This window comes from Alkalibacillus salilacus (genome assembly GCF_030812915.1).
In the GTDB taxonomy this organism is placed as follows: domain Bacteria; phylum Bacillota; class Bacilli; order Bacillales; family Alkalibacillaceae; genus Alkalibacillus; species Alkalibacillus salilacus.
This window is the reverse complement of record NZ_JAUSTQ010000001.1, coordinates 268688-291423: the sequence shown is the minus strand read 5'-3', so window position 1 is coordinate 291423 and position 22736 is coordinate 268688. Positions and strand designations below refer to the sequence as shown.

Below are 22736 nucleotides of genomic sequence, written 5' to 3'. Positions count from 1 at the left end.
ATTTAAATCGAAAAATTTAACAAGTAGGAATATAATTATAAATAATTCCTCGAATAAAAAGGTTATTTGTCTATAATTGTTGAATTAGTATATATCTAACATTTGTATTACTATGTTATAAAAAGAAAGGAGATTAATATGAAAATTATTGGTTTTACTTTAATTGTTGTAGGTGTAATTGGTATTTTATTAAGTATGATGATGTTCGGTGATATTGGAATTGCTGCATTTATTGGATCACTTTCAGCACTATTATCTGGAATAGGCTTTGTACAAGTTAATAAATCTCTTAGTAAAAATTATGTTCCAGAAAACTAAACTGTTGATATTTAGCACTATTTATTTTTTGAACTTATTTATAAAAGAGGATCACGAATATGAGGGTTTTGTTGTTATAGAAAACCACTGTGTTAACAAGTCTAAACCATTTAAGAAGGTATTTTGACATAATCAAATTTCAAAAATCAATCCCGTATGACCATTAAAGTCGTACGGGATTTTTTATGCTATGTAAGCATTTTAATCCAGTAAAACACATTCCAAACAGAAATGTTTCAGATACTGCGCAGTCAACCACTTTACTTTCGGAGTTTATTGAAGGAATGTGGTTGTCCTGTTAAAATTACCTTATTTATATGATATATAGAACATATATAATTACCTTTTACTTTTGGGGGAAGGAGAAAAAGGAAAATGGATACCCGTTATCAATATGAGCAAATAGACTACCAAGAAGATTTGCCGGTTAGAGTTTTTACACAAACCGTTGAACATTTTCCATTTCATTGGCACGAAGATCTTGAGATCCTTTTTGTTCTAAACGGTTCCATAGAAATAAGAGTTAATCAGGATAGCTTTCAACTTGAAGAGGGGGATTTATTTCTTGTGAATGGGAATGAACTCCACTTCATTAACTCTAAGGGTAGGGTTGGGGAAACACAAGTTTTAGCACTTCAAATTGATCATAACCATGTAAAAACCCATAATATTAATCTTTCAGAAAAAAGGTTTTATTTAAACTCTAACGAAATGGGAACTGAATCCACATACACACTTGATCAAATTAAATATATTCTAGCAAATATGATGGACCTCATACTTAACAGAAAGCATCTGTACTACTTAAAAGTTGAGAAATTATTACTTGAATTAATCGTCATACTTTTGGAACACTATGAACTCCCTACACAGAGTAAAGTTAAAGAGATAGAGCGTGACCATAGGTTGCTAGAGATATTAAAATATATGAATCAACACTGTAGGGATTCCCAATTAAGTTTGCGGAAAATTGCAGATGAGTTTTCTTTAAATCCACAGTATTTATCAAGGTACTTTAAGTCTAATGTTGGAGAGTCATTTAAGAAGAAACTAGACAGCATCAGGCTTAATAAATCATTATCTTCATTACGAACCACTGATGAGACAATTACCGATATAGCACTTAAGTTTGGTTTTCCAGATAGTAAAGCTTATTACAGGGTCTTCAAGGAGATATTGGGAATTACACCAATGCAGTACCGAGAGCAATATAAAGTGGACATCGATCAAAGCATTCCTAATGATTATTTGAATATTAATAGCCATGAATCACTGAAGAACTTGTTCAAACATATTGAGAAAAGCGAAAATAGGGAAGACCTAATAACCGCTGAACAAAAATATCATGTTGATATGAATCGAACTAAAGAAAAGATTACTCCAACTATTACTAAACTAATGACTTTTGGATACGCCCCTCATGCTCTTAGAAGGGATTTTACGGATCAGCTACATCAAATCCAAAAAGATATTAGGTTTGAATATGTTCGATTTCATGGAATCTTTGCCGATCAACTTCTTGTTTATAATGAGAAAGAAGATGGAACATATTACTTTAATTTTAATCATATTGACTCTATTATAGATAATTTATTACAGGCCAATGTAAAACCATTTATTGAAATAGGTTTTATGCCAAAGGATTTAGCAAGTACAGGAGATAAGATTTTCTGGTGGAATGCGTATATTTCTCCACCTAAGGATATGAATCGGTGGTTAGCATTGTTAGAAGCCTTCTTTAAACATATTATTAACCGTTACGGCTTGATGGAGGTAAGAACTTGGTATTTTGAATTTTGGAATGAACCTGAGGTTAGAAGTTTTTGGTCAGGAACCCAAGAAGAGTTTTTTAAGTTATATGAAAAAAGTTATAAAAGAATTAAAAGCATTGATTCTGAAATTAAGCTTGGTGGATTTGGGTTTATTTCAGTTGAAGACGCTTGGTTAGAAAACTTTGATATTTTTATGCAGGAAAAAAACATTCATCCAGATTTTATTAGTTTTCATGTCTATAACCTCACTCGAAATAATAAACGACTCAATAATCCATCACCTAATTTTGATAATCCTAGTTTATCAGAAAACCCGATTGAACAATTATCTGAATATGGGAGTGTCATGTTAGGGGATGCACAGAACCTTACTAATGTTATTGACAAAACGATCCAAAAGTTTCAAAGCTATAATTTCGCTAACGAGATATGGATCTCGGAATGGAATGCAACTATTAACAGTAGAGATTTGCTTCATGATACTTGCTACATGGCTCCATTTATTGTGAAGAACGCCATTCAAAATTATTGGAAAGTGTCGGGTATGGGTTTTTGGACTTTTACAGACATATTTGAAGAATTTCAAATAGAACAGCCTTTATTTCATGGTGGTTTTGGACTAATGACTTATAATGGTCTAAAGAAAGCAGCTTATCATGCCTATTACTTTCTGAATAAGTTAGGAGACGAGTTGGTCTATCAGGAAGATGATATAATTGTGACAAGAAAAGGGAATGATTATCAGATTTTACTATATAATTATAGTCATCCAAATCAACTGTATCGATCATTTGATTATTCCCAATTAAATCAAACTAGTCGTTATACGGTATTTGAAAATGAAAATATTAAGTCCTATGAATTATCCTTGCTTGGTTTAAAAGGGGACTATCTACTAAAGAAACAGTTTGTGAATAGAGATCAAGGCTCTACCTATGATGCATGGCTAGATATAGGAGCACCAGAACATCTAGATACAGATATGATGAACTACCTCAAAGGAAAGGCAGAACCTGGAATACACACTGAGTTAATAACAGGAGAGGATGAGTATACCGTACATACGACTCTTCAGCCCCACGAGGTTCAGCTTATTGAAATAATACAGAGATATTAAGAGAATCTACTCTAGATACACACTCTAGTTAGAATTCACTAATCATTTGGGGGATCTCTTTGCAGTCGTAAAAAAAATAATGGATGACAATAATTCAGCGATATTTTGTTGTATAGGTCCAAGTTGTACATCTTTAGATAAAGAATGAAATTTAGGCATTGCCATTTTTGGGCAATGCCTATTTTTTATAAAAAGTCAAAAATCGGAATATTATTTCTAAATTAATGGAATGTATTCGATAATAGCGGCTAGTATATTGATACTAAGGAGTAAGATAGTACTTAAGATTAAGACACTATCACTAAATCACTTAAAAAGTGTTGAACAAAAATGAAAGCGCTATTATGTAGTCTGGAGTGGAAAGGCTTATATTATTTGAAATTAGCCTCTAACTGAGGTGGATAAGTTGCAATTTAAAATTGAAATAACATGATCGTTTTTAACGAAGTAGCAATACATACGTTTTGAAAGGAAAAGAAGGACAAAAAGATAGGAGAGGTGTATCGTGATTAAATACTTTAAAAAGAGAAAAGCCTGGAAGCAAGAAATTTTACAACGAGTAAGGGGAGATAAGGCAAAGCGTAAAGAAAGAAAGCAAGAAATTGCTGCTTTGCCAGAATCAGAACAAAAGGCAGAGGTAAAAAACGATAAACTTTTGCGAAAAGAAAAGAAACAACAAAGAAAAGAAGAATTGAAATCTTTAAATCGTAAAGAAAGAAAAGCTGAGAAAAAAGAAGCGAAAATGTATAAGAAATTAAAAAATAGACCAAGACGTTTCACTATTTGGTCGATCTTTGCTGCACTGTTATTAATCATTTTTATAACATTTGGACCGAGAGCTATAAGTATCGTTGAGAACATGGCTGGTAAATATATTACAATTGATACAACAAGTGAAGAAGCTGACCAAGCTAGAGCAACAGCTGATGATGTTTCAGAAAAGATTGCGGATGAAGGATTAGTATTATTAAAAAATGAAAATAATTCGTTGCCGTTAGAAGATAAAAAAATTAATGTATTTGGTTCTACAGCCTTTAATTTTAAATATGGCGGAGGTGGTTCAGGGGCTTCTGACCTATCTCGTGCTGTGAGTTTATTTGATGCCCTTAAGAATGAAGGTATTGAATATAACCAAGAACTATATGATTACTATATGGGATTACCTGAAATAGAAGCATCAACTGGTGATTCAGACACTGGACTTATTCAAGTCGCCAAAGGCATGTTAAGCAGTAATGAGTCAGAGGGCGAACCGGATGTATCTGATGAGGCGTTAGCCCAAGCTAAAGAGTACTCTGATAACGCGATGATAGTTATCCAAAATGATGCTGTGGAAGCTACAGATTTAAGTGAAGATGAACTAAGGATATCTGATGATATGCGTGCCTTAGTTGAAAAGACAGCTGAGAACTTTAATAACGTGACGCTTGTTGTGAATGCTGGTAATACCCTAGAATTAGGCTTTATAGAAGAATTTCCAAGTATTAAGTCTGTTGTTTGGACCGGAATACCTGGACCATTTGGGACTAATTCGCTTGCTAAAGTATTATCAGGCGAAGTAAACCCTTCTGGACATATAACTGATACGTATGCTTATGATGTTGATTCTTCACCAGCAAGTGAAAACTTTGGAGATTATCAGTATGAGAATTTAGATAAAGCTTACCTTAACTATGAAGAAGGTATTTATGTAGGGTACAGATTCTATGAGACTTTTTATCAAGATGATGAAGAAGGATACAATCAAGCCGTTCAATTTCCTTTTGGATCTGGTTTAAGTTATACATCATTTGATTGGGGTATCGTAAATCAAGAATTAAACAGTGATTCTATTGAGTTACAAGTAGAAGTAACAAATACAGGTGATGTAGCGGGTAAAGATGTCGTACAAGTTTATTACTCTCCTCCATACACACCTGGAGGTATTGAGAAGTCTGCCATTAACTTGGCTTCATTTGAAAAAACGAAGTCATTAGAACCAGGTGAGTCTGAAGTATTAACGATTAATTACGATACAAGAGATATGGCTTCATATGATATGGAAAATGAGAACTATATTTTAGAAAATGGAACATACGAGATTAAACTTGGAAATAATGTTCATGAAATTAACAACACAGTAGACTTTGAATTGTCTGAAGATATTGTGTACCAAAAAGATGCTGATACCGGAACAGAATATAAGAATCGTTTTACTCAATCAGAAAAGGATTTGACAGTTCTTTCTCGTAATGATTGGGAAGGGACATATCCATCCGATCAAGATGATTCAAAAGTTGCAAGTGATAAAGTAATTGAAAGAGTTCAAGAACATGAATTTAAAGATGATGTAGAAATGCCTACTACGGGTGCTGATAATGGGCTTAAATTAGAAGATCTAAAAGGATTAGATTATGATGATCCTTTGTGGAGTGACTTTTTAGATCAGTTGACTGTAGATCAAATGATAGATTATGTAACAGAAGCTGCTTATCATACTAAAGAAATTGATGAACATGGTATTCCAAATACAGTACTAATGGATGGACCTGCTGGTTTTAATTTCTTCGGCTTTAAACAGTTTGAAGCTGGCGCATATCCAGCGGAAATAGCCGTAGCATCCACTTGGAATAAGGACTTAGCATATGAGATGGGTGAAACGATAGGACATGAAGCACAAACATACGGTATACACGGATGGTACGCTCCAGCTCTTAATGTTCACCGTTCACCACGGGGTGGAAGAAACTTTGAATACATGTCAGAAGACCCTGTGTTAAATGGCATGATTGGTGCTGGTATGTCGAAAGGTGTTCAAGATCAAGGTGTTACAGTATTCATGAAGCATTTTATCATGAATGAGCAAGAAACAAATGCACGTTCTGGGATGTTGGTATGGTCTAATGAACAAGCAATGCGAGAAATTCACCTGCGTCCTTTTGAAATGACTGTAAAAGAGGCTGGTGTAACTGGCGCAATGTCTAGTTTCTCTTACATTGATGGAAAATGGGCAAACTCAGCACTACTAAATGGTATGCTTAGAGAAGAGTGGGGATTTGAAGGTGTTGTAACTTCAGATGCAGTGTTCGGTTTCATGGAACCAGAAAAAGCGATCACATCTGGTAATGATTTAATGTTAAATCTATTATCCGTACCGGGCCATCAGGACGCTTTAGAAGAAGCATATGACGAGCACCCAGCAGCGATTACAACAGGGCTACGAAACAGTATGCATAACTCTTTATATGCAACACTTCAAACGTACCTGTTTGACTAAAATATGACTTGTTAGGGTAAGAAGGCGGAATTTGTTTGCCTTCTTACCCAATAATAATTTTTGGGGCGGTGTAGAATGAAACATAAAGATATAATTAAACAAATGACTTTGGAAGAGAAAGCTTCCCTCATGTCTGGACAAAACTTTTGGAATACGAAAGCAATAGAACGTCATGGTATTCCATCCATAATGCTAACTGATGGACCACACGGAGTACGTAAACAAGGTGGGAAAGCAGATCACCTAGGATTAAACAAAAGTTTACCAGCAACTTGCTACCCAACAGCAGCAACGCTAGCAAATAGTTGGGATAAGTCCCTTATAAATGAAGTAGGACAAGACATCGGTAAGGAAGCGCGCAGTGAAAAAGTGAGTGTATTGCTAGGACCTGGTCTAAATATAAAACGTAATCCATTATGTGGACGTAATTTTGAATATTTCTCAGAAGACCCATACTTAACTGGTGAGCTTGCTAGTGAAATGGTAAAAGGCATTCAATCTAACGGGATTTCAGCTTGTCCTAAACATTATGCTGTGAATAGTCAGGAACATATGCGGATGACAATTGATGAAATCGTCGATGAGCGTTCACTTAGAGAGATTTATTTAACAGGGTTTGAAAAAGTAGTGAAAGAAAGTAATCCACATACAATCATGTCCTCTTATAACAAGGTTAATGGCGAGTACGCAAATGAAAACCAACATTTAGCGAATAATATTTTGTATTCTGAATGGGGATTTGATGGTGTTATTGTAACGGACTGGGGTGGAAATAATGACCGTGTTGCAGGATTAAAAGCCCATAACCAGTTAGAAATGCCATCTACTAATGGAATTACTGATCAAGAAATTGTGGAGGCAGTAAATGCAGGAACTCTAGATGAATCAGTATTAGATGAAGCGGTAGATCAATTGTTATCTCTGATAAATAAAGTGCGTCTAGACGATCAAGAATCTGTACAAGCAGATTATGAGGAACACCATAATAAGGCAGTTGAAGCTGCTCGTCAGTCTATGGTACTGCTTAAGAATGAAAATAACATTCTCCCGCTTAATGAAGAGGAAAAAGTAGCTGTTATTGGTGATTTTGCAAAGAATCCAAGATATCAAGGCGCAGGAAGCTCTTTAATTAACCCTTATAAGTTAAGTAATCCACTGAATAATTTAGAAGATTCTCCGTTAAATATTGTTGGATACGCACAAGGGTTTAAGCGTATGGGAGGAAAGAGTAGTAAATTATTGAAAGAAGCAACAAGTCTTGCGAAATCTGCTGAAACAGTTATTTTATTTATTGGTCTAGATGAAAGTAAGGAAGCTGAAGGGGTAGATCGAGAAGACTTGAAACTGCCGCAGAATCAATTAGACCTTGTTGAATCTTTAGTAAAAGTTAATAAGAATGTGGTGGTTGTTTTAGCTGGTGGTGGAGCACTTGAATTACCATTTGCAGATCAGGTGCAAGGTATTTTACACACTTACCTGTCTGGCCAAGGTGTTGGGGAAGCTGTTGTTGATGTTCTTCTTGGTAAACACAATCCGAGTGGTAAATTGAACGAAACATTCCCGATCGTTTATTCCGACATCCCTTCTTCGCCATATTTTCCTGGAGATCAAGTAACAAGTGAACATAAAGAAGGGTTATTCATCGGTTATAGATACTTTGAAACGGCTAATATACCAGTGCGTTACCCATTTGGATACGGGCTATCTTATACAACCTTTGAATATAGTAATATAAAGATTGATCGTTTAAATGTAAGTTTCGATCTGACAAATTCAGGGCAAGTGGCTGGAGCAGAAATCGCACAGTTGTATATTGAAAAGGTAGATTCAGAAATTTTCCGATCGAAAAAAGAATTGAAAGGCTTTGATAAAGTACACTTGGAACCAGGGGAAACGAAGCGGGTAACACTAGCATTAACAAGACGGGATTTCTCGTATTATAATCCTGAAATAAAGGATTGGGAGATTGAATCAGGGAATTACAAGGTTCAAGTTGGCAGTTCCGTTCAAGAGATTCATCTGGAGGAAACGGTTGAGATGGATGGCGTATCCCCGTCGATATTTTTAAAGAGCGAATATCCGCATTACGCAGTGGCGCAGGTAAAGGATATTCCCGATTCAGAATTCGAAAAATTATTAGGGGAAAAACTACCTCCGAAAACCTGGGATCTTCATAAAGATTTAGGAATGAATGACACGATTAATCAAGCACAGTATAAGAATTGGTTAGGAAAATCATTATATAATTTAATTATGTTCTTTCACTTTTTCTTTAAAAAGATTGGAAAACCGTTAACGGCAAATAATGTGTACTTTGTTATTAACATGCCATTTAGGCAAATTGATCGCTTTTCAGGCGGGAAAATAAGCAGAAAGAATGTTGAAAGATTATTACGGTGGATAAATCGATAAGATGAAAAGAATGCTGGGATTTCTGTGGTTAATAATGATAGTTAATTTAATCTTATCTTATCCCCGGAACTTAAACACTTAGATAGAAGATAAGTATCAGGAAGACCCAAATCATTCATATTTTAAGGATAAGTGAGAAAACCAAGATGAAACAAAGGATTAAATATACGAAAAAACTTGCTGAAAAACCTAAGATTACCTATATGGAAAGAGGCCTCTTATTAGTTGACTTAACTTTTAAGAGGTCTCATTCTATGTTTGATGAATTGTAATATTAAGTAAAACACCTAAAAAAGCTGCTCAAAACAGTTTTGTGCAAAATGTAGAGAACCTTACCACCAGTGAAAGTAAAACAAATGGTTGAACACGTCCTGGATAAGTGGACATTATGTACACTTTATAAAAATAGGGCGCTATCAACTTCATTTATTATTAAGTTGACACTCGTTACCTTGTGTTCCTTTCTGATGAAGGGACGTTAAGTTAGTTGTGGTCATTTATGAGTTTGTATTGGCCTTTTTAAACACTTCGCCCTGCCACAATTGATACAGATAAATGATTAAGGAAAAACCGACCATCATAGCAACAATAGCTATGGTGGGCAAAGTTGATTCACTTGAAACAATTCCGATACGCTGCCATATCGGGTAGACGATATACATAAATAACACGCCCAAAAGTATATTGACAGTCAAATACAACCAAAATTTTCGGAAAGTAAAATGGAATACCCAGATCACTATAACTAAATATGCTCCATACACCCAGGGCACCGGGACGACTTTATCCCACCCGAACAGACTCGAATCTGCTTCATTCCACCATCCGTAATGGTAAGCCGCTTGATATGCCAAGGTGTGAATAGCGGTCATAAATAGAGCGACTGGCATGTACCTGCGTACAGTATCCATATTTAATAAAAACAAGGATGCATAAGGCAATATCAAGAGTGACCAGAGAATAATTTGATTCATGTTGTTAACACCTCGTAATAGCTTTGTGCGTAGTGTGACACTCTGTTCAAATATTTATTCGATAGTAGTAACTGAACGACCAATAGTTTAAATATATTATCATTCTAATCGAGAATAATTTTGCTGTTCACTGCTCCAATAGGATAGGCGTAGTTGAACTCAAAAATTCTTTTGAAGATCACTCCATACTCAGAATGTGAATATCATTCCTAGGTGAAACCCTTTATTAAGGCTCTTAATCCAGATTCTTTTTAGGCTGTTGTTTATGCTTCCTGTCTTTGACCTCAGTAAATATGTTATCTGGCGTATTTGTTTGAGTTGCTGAGTTTGCATTCTGAGGCTGCGGTTGATTTGATTCAATCAGCGATTTGAGCATCTGAATATCCTGTTTAGTAGCATATTGGTTATCAGTCTTTAACATATATCCTAACTGCCCGTTCGGTTCTATTGTAGCCCATTGTACATCACTAATATGTTGGATATTTTGTTGTCTCATTCGCATTTCAAGCATATCAACCGTTAGCCGCAGCTTTTTCAAATTGCTTTCATTAACTTGGCCGTTTTCGACTACTATAAGTGATTTTCCATAAACAAACGTCTCAAGAGCGTCCGATTTCAAAACAATATACTCAACTAAGAGAAGTGTACCCACCATTAGAATTGTACTCACCATTGTAATCCCAATACTTCTGTCGCCAACAGGTTGAATAATCAAGGAACCAATAGCAATCATCATGACAGTCTGTGCAACGGTCAGCTGTGAGATCGATTTTCTTCCTGCCAATCGCAATATCAGTATTCCACCCACGACGACAAGAATAGCTTTCCATATGAAATTGAAATCCAAAAGATCCCCTCTTTTCAAAAGTTGCTAAATATATTTTAGTTCATGCTTCCTGTTTAAAATAAAATCCATAATCTTTAATAGCTATTATTTATTGTGGATGATATTTTTTACTTTATTCTCCATTCGTCAAACATCTCCATTATTAATAAGAAAGCTGATATAAGGTTATTAGCACCCGTCTCAATAAATCTACTGTCCAGGTTTAACGAAGTTAAGTTTCAGCTTGGCCAAAAGCAAGTGGCAGAACGTCTTCATGACATATCCGAATCCAAAGAAACAATCCCGTACAACCATTAACATCGTACGGGATTGTTTCATGCGGTATGAGCATGTTTATGTGAATCGGACTTATTTCTTTAAATTCTACATATCATGATCTGTGTTTTGTTTTTGTCGTGTATGATTGCGTTGTTTGACTTTGTGTGAGCCTTGCATGGGTTTACCATATGGTTGCTTCGGACTCTTCGGTAAATCTGGTTTTTCCTGTTGTTTAGGCCCTTTAGGTTTTCCGCTCATTGACGATCTCCTCCTTGTTGATTTGTGTATAGCTTTTGACAAGGGAAAGGAATCTATACAAAGAACGGAATCACTTGCGAATGAAAATTATCAATACTGCAAAGGTTATATGATGTCAATACAAAGAGCGAGTCACATTTAATGGTTAAATAGAGATGGTAATGATTTAAAACGAATCAGTTAAAGCAGATTTCTTATAAATATTTTCTATAGTATTAAAATGAAATCAACCAATTATCTTGACACTAAGATAAATCATTTAACTCTAGGAGGTTCATTATGAAGATTAAAGCAGCAGTCACAGAGGGACAAGGGCAAGATTTTAATTTTGAAGAAGTCGAATTGGCATCACCTAAAGCGAATGAAGTGTTAGTCGATATTGTTGCGACAGGTGTCTGTCATACGGATGCCGTAGCACGTGATGAAGCAATTGCGCCTTTACCTGCAGTGCTTGGACATGAAGGTTCAGGTATTGTTGAAGAGGTAGGGGAAGGTGTGACTCGTTTGGAGAAAGGGGACCATGTTGTCATATCATTCGCGCATTGCGGAGAATGTGATCATTGTTTAACGGGGCATCCAACGGTTTGTGAAACGTTTAATGAATTAAATTTTGGTGGTATGAACGATGATTCAACGCATCGATTATCCAAAGATGGTCAACCACTTTCAACTTTCTTTGGCCAATCGTCATTTGGTTCATATGCCGTTGCTCACGAGCGTAATGTTGTCAAAGTCGATCAAGATGTGGATATAGCGTTATTAGGTCCTTTAGGGTGTGGCATTCAGACAGGAGCAGGTACTGTTCTGAATCGTATCAAGCCAGAATTCGGTTCAACTATTGCAATTTATGGAGCAGGAGCCGTTGGTTTAAGTGCGATCATGGCTGCAAAAATAGTGGGTTGTAAAACGATTATTGCTGTTGATGTACACGATTCACGACTGGAGTTAGCGAAAGAACTTGGTGCGACTCATACCTTAAATGGCTCAAAAGTTGATGTATTAGAAGAGATTAAAGAACTCACAAACGGTGGTAGTACGTATGCTGTGGAAACGACAGGTGTTCCGGATGTTGTTCGCCAAAGTTTACAAGCATTACGTCCACTAGGCATATCAGCGATTGTGGGTGTGACGCCAGAAATGGATATCGACGTGCATAATGATTTAATGGCTGAAGGGAAAACAATGGTCGGTGTCATTGAAGGTGATTCAGTACCCAATGTTTTCATTCCAGATCTAGTTGATTACTACAAAGCAGGACAGTTCCCGTTCGATAAATTGGTTAAATTCTATGACTTTGAAGAGATCAACCAAGCCTTTGAAGACTCTAAAAATGGCGAAACAATTAAACCTGTTTTAAAAATTAACCAATAAGATAAAGGTATACTATGCACCTTTTAAGCAGTTTGTAGCTGTTTGAAAGGTGTATTTTTTTATTTGATTGTGGAAATAAATTGTTATAGAAATCAGAAAATTATCAAGTGTTACAATGAAAAAGTTTGTTGAAATATGTTGTTAATAATTTGAGATAGAATTGGCTCATTGGAAAAATCTCGTCATAAACACTTAACCCGCCTGTAACCACAAAGCCTGTCACCACGTGTTATGATGTAGCTTGTAAGATATTAAAGGAGGGAAACACCCATGAAAAAACTAGTAGCTTCAATTGCTACAGGTGTTATCATCGCGGGCGCAACAGCAACCACTGCATCTGCAGCAGATTACGAAGTTGAAGATGGCGATACACTTTGGGGCATCGCAGAAGAAAACAACACAACCGTAGAAGAATTAGTTGATATAAATGATTTAGATACAAAGACGATCTACTCCAATCAAACACTAACCCTAGATGAAGCCTATACCGTAGAAGAAGGCGATACATTGTTTGCCATTAGTGAAGAACATGATGTATCAGTCAGTGAACTTAAGCAATGGAACGAGCTTAATTCAGATCTCATTATGGTTGGACAAGAACTAGATTTAAACGGTGCTAATGTAGAACAAAGCACAAATGAATCAACTTCTGCATCAGCTGACAGTTCATCTAATGAATCTAGTCAATCTGAGGAGTCAGCTGAACAAGACACATCAGATGACGTTCAACAAACATCAAGCAACAATAATGAATCGTCCTCTGAAGAGCAGCCTTCTTCACAGAACGACCCAGAAGGACGAACGATAACAGTATCAGCCACAGCTTATACAGCTGATTGCGCAGGATGCTCAGGTGTGACAGCAACTGGTGTCGACCTAAATGCTAATCCAAACAAAAAAGTCATCGCTGTTGATCCAGACGTGATTCCATTGGGTACAAAAGTTCACGTTGAAGGTTATGGCACTGCAATTGCTGCAGATACTGGTGGCGCTATTAACGGCAACAAGATTGATGTTCACGTACCAACAAAAGATGAAGCATATGACTGGGGCACCCGCACAGTCGATGTTACGATCGTTGAGTAAAACACGAACGATAACAATTAAAAAGAATAGCTAAGAGATTATAAGAAGCGCAGTACTTGCCAGATAGGATAGTAAGTACTGCGCTTTTTTAATGGACGCTGAGAAATTCAGAGAATAGGATTAATAGATTCAAGCATTATTTGTCTGAAATTTTAAATTTCTTATCGTATAATTGTTATTATGTTGATGAATTAGAGGAGGTTAAAATATGTCATTTAATTTAGTTTTAATAAGACATGGGGAATCAGAAGCAGACATACCACCAGTTAGACATGAAGGACAAGCAGATTACCCTTTAACGAACAAAGGACGTGAACAGATCAAAAAGCTTAGTGAATTCACTACAGGCAATTATTTTTTTGATCGAATGTATTCTAGTACATTAAAACGTGCGAAAGAATCAGCAGAAATCATTAATCAAGATATGAATAGTGAGATAGTTTTCTTAGAAGAGTTAATGGAAATGAGTAATGGAGTTCTAGCAGGTATGACTAAGGAAGAAGCGAAAATTAAGTATCCATTACCAATAGATAGGAGAGCACATGAGTCTGTAGAAGAAGGAGAAAGCCTTATCGATTTTAAATATCGTATAGAGAACATACTCTCAAAAATAAAAGCAGAAGCGGACAGAGAAGACCTGCAGCAAATTTGTATAGTTGGGCATGGTGGAACCATTTCGATCATGATCCAATTGCTTTTACAGATTCCTGTATTTAAACATGGGTTTATGAATAGTGATGCGGGGGTTTCAGACCTTACTGTTCATAGTGACAGGGTAATAGTTAATTTCCTGAATCGTTAATTATAATCACTTTTAATGATGTAGAATACTAATTGAAAACAAAACAAATTAATAATAATTTGATTAGCTAAGATAAGTGTGCTACATAATATGCAAACGTTCTAAAATGGAATTAATTAAAAATTGTATATCCTCTTTAACTGAATGAGTTGCTGGATCGTCAATGAATAGTCCCTCGTAGTAAAGTGAGAATATAAGCTCCCTTCAATCATCAAACATTATAGAATTTAAATGGCATGTTGTTAGAATGAATTGACTAGAATATATTCACTTGATATAATTCGAAATATGTCGATGTATAATATTAATTATAACCAAACTGAAAAATATTCTGAAATGTTTAAGGCTTTATCCAATCCATATCGTTTAAAGATTTTTCTGTATCTTGCTACTCATTGTCGTCCTGGAGAACTTAGTACTAATGATGAAATGCGTTACACTGTTGGAGAGTTAGGGGAAGACTTAGAAATAGCACAATCCACTGTATCTCATCATCTTAAAGAACTTCGTCAATCAGGTTTAATTCGTATGGAACGAAAAAGTAAAAATGTTGAATGTTGGGTGGAGCAGGAGACGCTAGACTTTATGACGGCTTTCTTTGAAGTAACGCAGGATTAAACAGAATAAATTTTTAATCAAAACATCGATATATTTCGATATATCGATGTTTTGATTGGGGGCTGAATAATGATGTTAATGCCAACTGTGCAAGTATTTATGACTATGATGGTCCAACTAGTTCTTTTATTTGCTGGAATCAGCTTAATTTTAGGAATAGTTAATGAATTTATATCAAAAAACTTTATCAGTCGTATGTTAACGAATGAAAGTTTGAGAGGGAATTTCATCGGTGCAACGTTAGGTTCATTAACACCTTTTTGTAGCATTACAACCATACCTATTTTGGTGAGTTTTATGAACGCTGGAGCATCATTTGGTTCGTCTATGTCTTTTTTCTTAGTATCTCCCCTTGTAAATCCAGTGATCATAAGCCTTTTCTGGATATTATTTGGTTGGGAAATAACAATAATGTATGGTCTTTTGTGTTTTATGGCAGCTGTGATTCTGGGAGCTGTTTGGGAAAGGTTGAAATTGTTTGAGAAGATAAAGCATCATAAAATAAGTAATCTTTCTTCTTGTAATTCTAAGGATTTAGAAAAGCCAGAAGAAAGATTTCATATAAGGTTACAACGTATATTTAAGAGTTCTTGGAATCAATTTAAGTCACTTATGCCTTTTCTTATTTTAGGAGCAGGATTAGGAGCAATTATTTATGGGTTAGTGCCTGAAGGATGGATAGTCAATATAGCTGGTCCTGAAAACCCTTGGGCTATACCTGTGGCTGCTTTAGCAGGAACATCTTTATATGTTGGAGTTGAAACGATGTTCCCAATAACCAAAATTTTATTAGATATGGGGATGGGTATCGGGGCTGTCATGGCTCTAACTATTACTGCTGCCGGAATAAGTGTACCTGAGGTGATATTTTTGTCCAGCATATTTAAAATGAAATTACTACTTGTTTATGTTTCTACAATTTTGGTCATTTCAGTTGGTATGGGATATATATCTGTTATTTTGTGAATTCATTTTTGTAGGTGACAATATAGAAAAGTCAGTAATATACTTAATCGTTTTCAACATAAGGGTGGGTTAAGACCTATGAAAGTTTTGGGTTATTAATCAATACCAATGGCTAAATGTAATTAAATCCGATAAACAGAGATGCTATAATAAAAATTAATAAGAATGGATGCTTAAAAAAAGAAAAAATCACTTGGTTGGATTGTTGACGAATTGAATCCTCTGTTGAATATAAAACAAGAATTAGAATCATAGTTACAATAAATGCTATTATATTAATCATTGCATTGGGGCTAGTCATAGCTACCATATCCCCAAGCATTGCTCCCATCATTCCTCCCATTAAACCAGAAAGCGCACCTTCAATGACGGCAGGCAAACCAATTGGAATTCCAGCTATAAACCCAACAGTTAATCCAATCATGATCGAATATATGGTGGACTCAAATAAATTTCCATGGTGGATAACCCCAAGGATTGTTCCCATTAAAATTCCTGCTGACATACCTAATGACATAGAAATCAGCATTCCATTCATTTTTGTTATCCATTTTCGATAGTATGTTACCAAAGAAATGGTTGCCACAATTTGCGTAATACACAATACAATTATAAATAACAGTGTAAGCGACATGACTTCAACCCCAATCATAATTTGTCCACTTTTTATTTTATTCACTGCTAATTGATAATATTAGGCCTTAATTCATTTAACTATACAGGGGGGAGTAAGTTGCCGTGGAGAACCGTATCAAAAGTGATAAGAAATAAAGATTGCGAATCAACAATTGAAGAAGTAACTTGTTTAATTATTTTATCGAACTATAAAAAACGGTTATGTGTTTTACTACACTATTCGCAGGGATAAAGTTCGGTAAGCACAACAGTTCCTAAGGAGGCTCTTAAATGCGCTTCACTTCAATTGATTTTCAAGCCTTATCGAGAAAGTCATTAGCCTTGATGTTAACAGGTTTTGTCACGCTGTTCGTCTCGTTTTATATTTTCCTTTCGCTGGCAGATGACGTGTGGGAGGATGAGTCGTTTAAGCTCGATGTGATGGTCAATCAGTTTATTGCGTCGTTTAATACCCCGTGGTTAACAGGTGTGATGGGATATATTACGGAAACGGGGTCCGTTCCTTGGCTTACAGTTGCGACGATTTTGGTTGTCGCGTATTTAGTGTTGTTATCGGACAAGAGTTACTGGGTGGCGACGTTTTTAGTGATTAATATGCTTGGGATCAGTGGTTTGACGAAAGGACTTAAATTATTATTTGAACGGCAGCGTCCGGAAACGCTTGAGCAGTTTGATGGGACAGGTTTTAGCTTCCCTAGTGGCCATTCGACTGGAGCCATTACATTTTATGGATTCATGATCTATTTAATTGTGATCAGTCAGTTAAGCAAAGGGTCGAAGTGGTTGATTAATGGATTTCTAACGGTATGGATTCTATTAGTCGCCCTTAGTCGTGTGTTTGTTGGCGTACATTATATCACGGATATTATCGCTGGTTTAGCCATTGGATTGGCATGGTTACTCATTTGTATAGTAGGTTTGGCATTGTTACGCCGTCGCTAAATAAAAATTTCAGCAAAGCATCATTTTCTCGTTTAACACCTTTTTAATCGTGGGTATAGGTTAGTCATCTGGTTGTTGAGTTCATATCCATGTAGAGTGGTGAATAGGTTGTTGGAGATGGAACAGCAAGACTGACGATTAGGAGGGTAGCGATGCGATTTGCGGGTGTCGGGTTAGTGATGTTAGCTGCTATATGTTGGGGTATAACCGGCGGAATTGCTGAAATATTAATGTCTAAAGGGTGGAGTCCACTGGTCATTTCCTTTTATCGAGGAGCGATTGGGCTTACCTTTTTCCTCACGTGGTTACTGCTTTATATCAAGCGAAATTGGATGATCTCGCGTCGATTTTTTATCTGGTCCTTTCTAGCAGGTATAGGTGTTGCAGGTAACTTCACGTTTTATTTCCTCAGTATTCAATCCTCAAGTATCGCAGTTGGTGCAACGCTAATGTATACTGCCCCTATTTTCGTTTTGTTAATTTCCTTTGTCTTAAAAATAGAACGCTCGACTTGGTTTAAGTGGGGCTGCATTGCTTCGGTCCTGATCGGAATCGCCCTCCTTACTGGTGCCTACAATCCTGGTGCTATTTCCGTGAGTCTTATCGGTGTGCTAGCAGGGCTTGCCTCAGGTATTTCCTATGCTGTGTTTATATTTGGGTTCAAAAATGCTGCCTCGTTTGGGAAATCACCGATGACTCTAACATTCGCTTTCCTCTCATTTTGTTTCGTTTTATTCTTTTTTATCGATCATAATGAAGCAGCTAATGTCGTCACATCAAGTGATATTGGCTGGTTTCTATTATTAGGCATTCTTGGCGCTGGCGTGTCATTTATCATCTATTTAGTCGGACTTCGTATGACAGCTCCTACCACAGCTTCCATGGTCGCGATGCTAGAGCCTGTGACGGCTTCTTTGTTTGGCGTGCTACTTCTGGGCGATCATTTAGGCCTTGTTCAATTTCTTGGTATGGTGCTGATCTTAGCTACGGTTTCATTACTTAGTCTGAAACAATCTGATTAACAGTTAGGTTAAGTGTCTTTTTAAATAATAATGGATCAATAGCTCTTTTTGATCCATCCATAAGATCTTATACCTATGGTTAGAGAGAAAAAGTTAAGCTTTTCGACACTGAAGGCCTCACCACTTATCACAATTCGAATAATATTTATTGATAATCGATAAATAACGTGGTAATCTTTTATGTAGTATTTATTAAATGAGGTGTTTAGTATGAAAAAGCATTCCACATTATTTTTAAAACTGACTGTTGCTCTAATCAGTTTGCCAGTATTGATCGTGTCAATATTAGGGAGTTACTGGTTAGTCCAAAATCCAGTCAATCCAGATTTCGCACATATCCTTTATCCCATTTTGATTGGGGTTTATGTCTCGGTCATACCATTTATTTTCGCCTTGATTCAGGCCATAAAATTATTAAATTATATTGACCATCATCAAGCATTTTCTAATAAGACGGTTTCAGCTCTTAATAAAATAAAATTATGCGCCATTGTAATTAGCGGAATTTATGTATTAATATTACCTTTTGTTTATTGGATAGCGGAAATAGATGATGCTCCAGGATTGATTTTAATTGGAATGGCTTTTGCCTTTGCAGCATTTGTTTTTGCAGTATTTGCTGCATTACTTCAACGGTTACTAACGCAAGCCATTATGATTAAAACTGAAAATGATTTAACAGTCTGAGGTGAGTGATATGGCAATCAGAATAAATATTGATGTGATGCTGGCTAAGAGGAAAATGAGCGTGACAGAGTTGTCTGAACAGGTCGGGATTACCATGGCAAACTTGTCTATCTTAAAAAATGGAAAAGCCAAGGCGATTAGGTTTTCCACATTAGAAAATATATGTAAAGCTTTAAACTGTCAGCCAGGAGATATTATCGAATATCTACCTGATGATGATTCAGATGACAGCACTCAAATTAATTAATTGGGTTATAGATCAATAGATGTAACGTGATGGTAAACGTTATTCTTTTATCTAAACAGGTATAATAAGTATCAAGGAGTCTATCATGATTATTACCTTTACCGGCAACAGTTGATTGTTTAAGTTATTGTAAAAGGAGATTTTAAACATGAATACCATGCGAATCTAGGTAAGCATGCATGATAGTTTTTGATTTTTGCCAGCGGATTATAGTCTGCGGGAATTCTTCAGGGCTTTTAATAGTCCTATAACGATAATGGTTTATAGAAGCCAGTCGCTTTCCCTTCAAAACCTAGATTGGTATAAAATTGATGGGCATCAGCTCGTTCCCCGCGATTACCACTATTCAATACGAGTCTACCTGCACCTTGTTGTTTCGCCCACTCTTCAGCTTGGTGGATGAGCTCTTGGCCAATGCCTTGTTTTCGGTAGTGGGAATCCACAACTAACGCGACAATGCGTACATAGTCATCATTTTTTTCGTAATGATAACCTAAGAGCATACCAATCAACCCCACAACCATTCCATCACGTTCAGCTACTTGAGTATTATACATTGGATTTGAATTGATTTTATTCAATCGACGTTCCATGTCTTCCTCGTTCGTAGGATAACCTAATTCACCCATTAGCTTAGTTATTGCTAATAAATCTGACTCTTGAGCAGGTCTAATCATTTTTGCGCCCCCTATTCAGTGTTTAAATAAAATTTTATATAAACTGTTGATACTATCATACTGAAAAGCACACCAAATTTAAATAAGAATTAGTTATGGCACTAAAATGGCTCTTCTAGGAGGCACTTTGACTTCTTGCTATAATTCTTAGATGATAAGGATGAAACCATGACCTAACTCCATGAGTCTTATAAAAATGAAACATATTAGTTTGAATAAGGGGAAGGGTTAAACTATGTCGTTTATTCGTCGTTATCCATTTATGTCATTTTTTCTAATTGCCTTTGGTTGGAGCTGGTTGAATGATTATGTTGGTTACTATCTCGTTGATCAAAAACCAGGCTTGTTTTCCTTAACATTAACTAGAACATGGGGGCCGCTAATTGCAGTATTGATCGTGATTAATGCACAAGGTCAATCAATTCAATCATGGTGGAAGCGAGTTACCTATTACCGAGTAGCGATGAAGTGGTATGTGGCTGCTTTGGCTTTGCCGTTTGTTCTAGGGGAAACACGATCACTTATTCATTGGAGTGCTGGAGCTGAATTGCAGTTTCAAGGTTATTCGCCATTGTTAGTTGTGTTAAATTTTGTTGTTGTGTTGTTTTTAGGTGGTGCTTTAGAGGAATTAGGTTGGCGGGACTATGTGCAAAGGTATGTTCAGAATACATATTCAGTGATCTTAGTGGCTATTGGTGTTGGTGTCGTGTGGACTCTCTGGCATGCTCCGTTATTTTATCTATATGATCTGCCTTCATATACAGCGAATCAGTTTATTCCGTATCTTGTGACAGTTGTTGGTTTATCTTTAATCTTTACTTGGGTATATAATGGGAGTGGTGGTGTTGTCTTGTTGCCGATGCTGGCTCATGCAACCGCGAACCTTCCATCGTTTACAACGACCTCAGGAAATGTGTCAGAAGCGGTAACATCAATAGCAAGCATCTTACATCCAACCTCCTTTGTGGTAGTTGGATTGATCTTGCTTGTTATACAAAATCGATTTCGCCCACGCACATTTACTTAAAAAGTGGCGATCTTTTTTAAATATATTTCATTCTTTCATCATAGCTTGAAATGTCGCAGATCAATATAATAGAGGTCCGCCAATCAAAAGGAGATATTAGACATGAACACAATGCGAATCTGGGTCAACATACGCGATAGTTTTTGGTTTTTACCTGCCATATATAGTCTATTAGCGCTGATCGTCGTGACCTTTACTAACTTAATTGACACGTTGTTTATTCCAACCATTAAAGATCAAATTCCATCTGGTTTATTTGTAAGCAGTAGTACGGCTTCGAGTTTGTATAGCTCACTCATTACTGCGATTTTGACGATGACGACGATTAGTTTCTCAACAATTATGGTCGTCTTAACCACATACTCAACTCAGTTCTCACCACGAACATTACAGGACTTTATGAAGAGTCGTGTGACTCAACACGTACTGGGTGTGTTTTCATTTGGATTTATCTATACACTGATTAATTTGTTAATGCTTGGAACTGAAGGACCTAAAGGACTTGTAGGACCATTTTCAACAGTATTAATTGCCATTATTTCACTTGGATTCTTCCTATTATTTATTCATCATTCATCGCGTTATTTACAGGTGAATAATCTGATCGGTCAAATTCGTACGGATGCATCTACACTTATTCACAATACATTTCGTGAGAAAAATTATACCGAAGCAACAGAGTGGGACGAGGATGAAGTGAATGAATGGAAACAGTATACTCGTCATGTTGTGAAAGCGAATAAATCTGGTTATCTGCAAGGTATTGAAATTGAAGGGTTGCTACAATTTGCTAAGCAACATGAATTATTGCTCGCTTCAGTTTATCAAGTAGGTGATTATGTTCAAAAAGGGGCACCAGCCTTCTATTATTGGAAGAAGAATGGGGAAGAAACGGACGAATCTGTAAAAGATTGCAATCGCTACACTCTAATTGGTAATGAACGAACAGACGTGCAAGACATTGAATTTTCCGTACAAAAACTCGTTGAAATAGCAGTGAAGTCGATTTCGCCAAGTATTAATGACCCGCACACAGCCGTTAATTGTATCAATCGGATAGGATCATTTTTATCAGAGTTGGCCTCTGTTCATCAGCCAATCCGTTATTATGGAGATCAAAATGGACATTTGCGTTTCATGATGGAACCGAAGAAATTCGAGGATTATTTATATAAGAGTTTCTATCAAATTCGTTTGTATGGCAAGAAAGACTTAACGGTTATGGATGAGTTGCTTCAAGCACTTTATCGAATTGCAATCACAAACGAAGATCATATCAAGCGAGACACATGGACGTTTGCGAAATACGTTATGGAATCGGCTGATATTGATGAAATGCATGAACTTGACTATGAACGATTTTATGAAACATGCTGTAAAATAGCAGAAGTATGTGATGAAGAGCTTCCTGCTAATATGAACTAGGAAAAAGGAGAGAGATGG

General features: G+C 36.2%; 20 protein-coding genes. 15 read left to right on the top strand and 5 right to left on the bottom strand.

Annotated features, from left to right (window positions below):
• Nucleotides 1-138 precede the first annotated feature (138 nt).
• The 4 genes from J2S77_RS01480 (at nt 139) to J2S77_RS01465 (ending at nt 8875) form a co-directional block, all read left to right on the top strand.
• Nucleotides 139-318, top strand: coding sequence for a hypothetical protein (locus J2S77_RS01480; RefSeq protein ID WP_306973988.1), 180 nt, complete (start codon nt 139-141; stop codon nt 316-318).
• 375 nt (nt 319-693) lie between these two features.
• Nucleotides 694-3207 carry a GH39 family glycosyl hydrolase gene (locus tag J2S77_RS01475; protein WP_306973985.1) on the top strand — a complete coding sequence of 838 codons (2514 nt, stop codon included), beginning with the start codon at nt 694-696 and terminating at the stop codon, nt 3205-3207.
• Between the two features lie 505 nt (nt 3208-3712).
• Nucleotides 3713-6463, top strand: coding sequence for a glycoside hydrolase family 3 protein (locus tag J2S77_RS01470; protein ID WP_306973983.1), 2751 nt, complete (start codon nt 3713-3715; stop codon nt 6461-6463).
• A 75-nt stretch (nt 6464-6538) separates the two neighbouring features.
• Nucleotides 6539-8875, top strand: coding sequence for a glycoside hydrolase family 3 C-terminal domain-containing protein (locus J2S77_RS01465; RefSeq protein WP_306973982.1), 2337 nt, complete (start codon nt 6539-6541; stop codon nt 8873-8875).
• 497 nt (nt 8876-9372) lie between these two features.
• Here J2S77_RS01465 and J2S77_RS01460 read toward each other — a convergent pair whose 3' ends face one another.
• The 3 genes from J2S77_RS01460 to J2S77_RS01450 form a co-directional block, all read right to left on the bottom strand.
• The gene (locus tag J2S77_RS01460; RefSeq protein ID WP_306973980.1) at nt 9373-9849 is read right to left on the bottom strand and encodes a hypothetical protein; all 477 of its coding nucleotides are present in this window, start codon (nt 9847-9849) and stop codon (nt 9373-9375) included.
• Between the two features lie 235 nt (nt 9850-10084).
• Nucleotides 10085-10696, bottom strand: coding sequence for a DUF421 domain-containing protein (locus tag J2S77_RS01455; RefSeq protein ID WP_306973978.1), 612 nt, complete (start codon nt 10694-10696; stop codon nt 10085-10087).
• Between the two features lie 363 nt (nt 10697-11059).
• Complete coding sequence (locus J2S77_RS01450) at nt 11060-11212, bottom strand: small acid-soluble spore protein P (RefSeq protein ID WP_306973977.1); 153 nt, start codon at nt 11210-11212, stop codon at nt 11060-11062.
• A 279-nt stretch (nt 11213-11491) separates the two neighbouring features.
• On the opposite strand from J2S77_RS01450, the gene J2S77_RS01445 reads away from it, so the two are divergent.
• The 5 genes from J2S77_RS01445 to J2S77_RS01425 all read left to right on the top strand — a co-directional run bounded on the left by J2S77_RS01445 (nt 11492) and on the right by J2S77_RS01425 (nt 16055).
• Nucleotides 11492-12583, top strand: coding sequence for an NAD(P)-dependent alcohol dehydrogenase (locus J2S77_RS01445; RefSeq protein ID WP_306973975.1), 1092 nt, complete (start codon nt 11492-11494; stop codon nt 12581-12583).
• Between the two features lie 270 nt (nt 12584-12853).
• Nucleotides 12854-13669, top strand: coding sequence for a 3D domain-containing protein (locus tag J2S77_RS01440; protein ID WP_306973973.1), 816 nt, complete (start codon nt 12854-12856; stop codon nt 13667-13669).
• A gap of 208 nt (nt 13670-13877) precedes the next feature.
• Entirely contained in the window at nt 13878-14471 is a 594-nt protein-coding gene (locus J2S77_RS01435) for a histidine phosphatase family protein (RefSeq protein WP_306973971.1), read from the top strand.
• A 252-nt stretch (nt 14472-14723) separates the two neighbouring features.
• Nucleotides 14724-15089, top strand: coding sequence for an ArsR/SmtB family transcription factor (locus tag J2S77_RS01430; RefSeq protein ID WP_306973969.1), 366 nt, complete (start codon nt 14724-14726; stop codon nt 15087-15089).
• A gap of 69 nt (nt 15090-15158) precedes the next feature.
• Nucleotides 15159-16055, top strand: a complete 897-nt coding sequence (locus J2S77_RS01425; RefSeq protein WP_306973968.1) for a permease — start codon at nt 15159-15161, stop codon at nt 16053-16055.
• 112 nt (nt 16056-16167) lie between these two features.
• Here the strand turns inward: J2S77_RS01425 and J2S77_RS01420 are convergent, their stop codons facing one another.
• Entirely contained in the window at nt 16168-16707 is a 540-nt protein-coding gene (locus J2S77_RS01420; RefSeq protein WP_306973967.1) for a hypothetical protein, read from the bottom strand.
• A 254-nt stretch (nt 16708-16961) separates the two neighbouring features.
• Here J2S77_RS01420 and J2S77_RS01415 point away from each other — a divergent pair, with 254 nt between their 5' ends.
• From J2S77_RS01415 to J2S77_RS01400, 4 genes are all read left to right on the top strand, one after another.
• Nucleotides 16962-17633 (top strand): phosphatase PAP2 family protein, encoded by a 672-nt coding sequence (locus J2S77_RS01415; RefSeq protein ID WP_306973965.1) that lies wholly within the window; start codon nt 16962-16964, stop codon nt 17631-17633.
• A 152-nt stretch (nt 17634-17785) separates the two neighbouring features.
• Entirely contained in the window at nt 17786-18655 is an 870-nt protein-coding gene (locus J2S77_RS01410) for a DMT family transporter (RefSeq protein WP_306973963.1), read from the top strand.
• A gap of 210 nt (nt 18656-18865) precedes the next feature.
• The gene (locus J2S77_RS01405) at nt 18866-19342 is read left to right on the top strand and encodes a DUF2975 domain-containing protein (protein WP_306973961.1); all 477 of its coding nucleotides are present in this window, start codon (nt 18866-18868) and stop codon (nt 19340-19342) included.
• 10 nt (nt 19343-19352) lie between these two features.
• A complete protein-coding gene (locus tag J2S77_RS01400; protein ID WP_306973960.1) occupies nt 19353-19589 on the top strand; it encodes a helix-turn-helix domain-containing protein in 237 nt (78 codons plus the stop codon).
• A gap of 245 nt (nt 19590-19834) precedes the next feature.
• Here the strand turns inward: J2S77_RS01400 and J2S77_RS01395 are convergent, their stop codons facing one another.
• Nucleotides 19835-20266 carry a GNAT family N-acetyltransferase gene (locus J2S77_RS01395; protein WP_306973958.1) on the bottom strand — a complete coding sequence of 144 codons (432 nt, stop codon included), beginning with the start codon at nt 20264-20266 and terminating at the stop codon, nt 19835-19837.
• A 235-nt stretch (nt 20267-20501) separates the two neighbouring features.
• Here J2S77_RS01395 and J2S77_RS01390 point away from each other — a divergent pair, with 235 nt between their 5' ends.
• Both J2S77_RS01390 and J2S77_RS01385 read left to right on the top strand, forming a co-directional pair.
• Nucleotides 20502-21293 carry a CPBP family intramembrane glutamic endopeptidase gene (locus J2S77_RS01390; RefSeq protein ID WP_306973956.1) on the top strand — a complete coding sequence of 264 codons (792 nt, stop codon included), beginning with the start codon at nt 20502-20504 and terminating at the stop codon, nt 21291-21293.
• Between the two features lie 102 nt (nt 21294-21395).
• Nucleotides 21396-22718, top strand: a complete 1323-nt coding sequence (locus tag J2S77_RS01385; RefSeq protein ID WP_306973954.1) for a DUF2254 domain-containing protein — start codon at nt 21396-21398, stop codon at nt 22716-22718.
• The last annotated feature ends 18 nt before the right edge of the window (nt 22719-22736 follow it).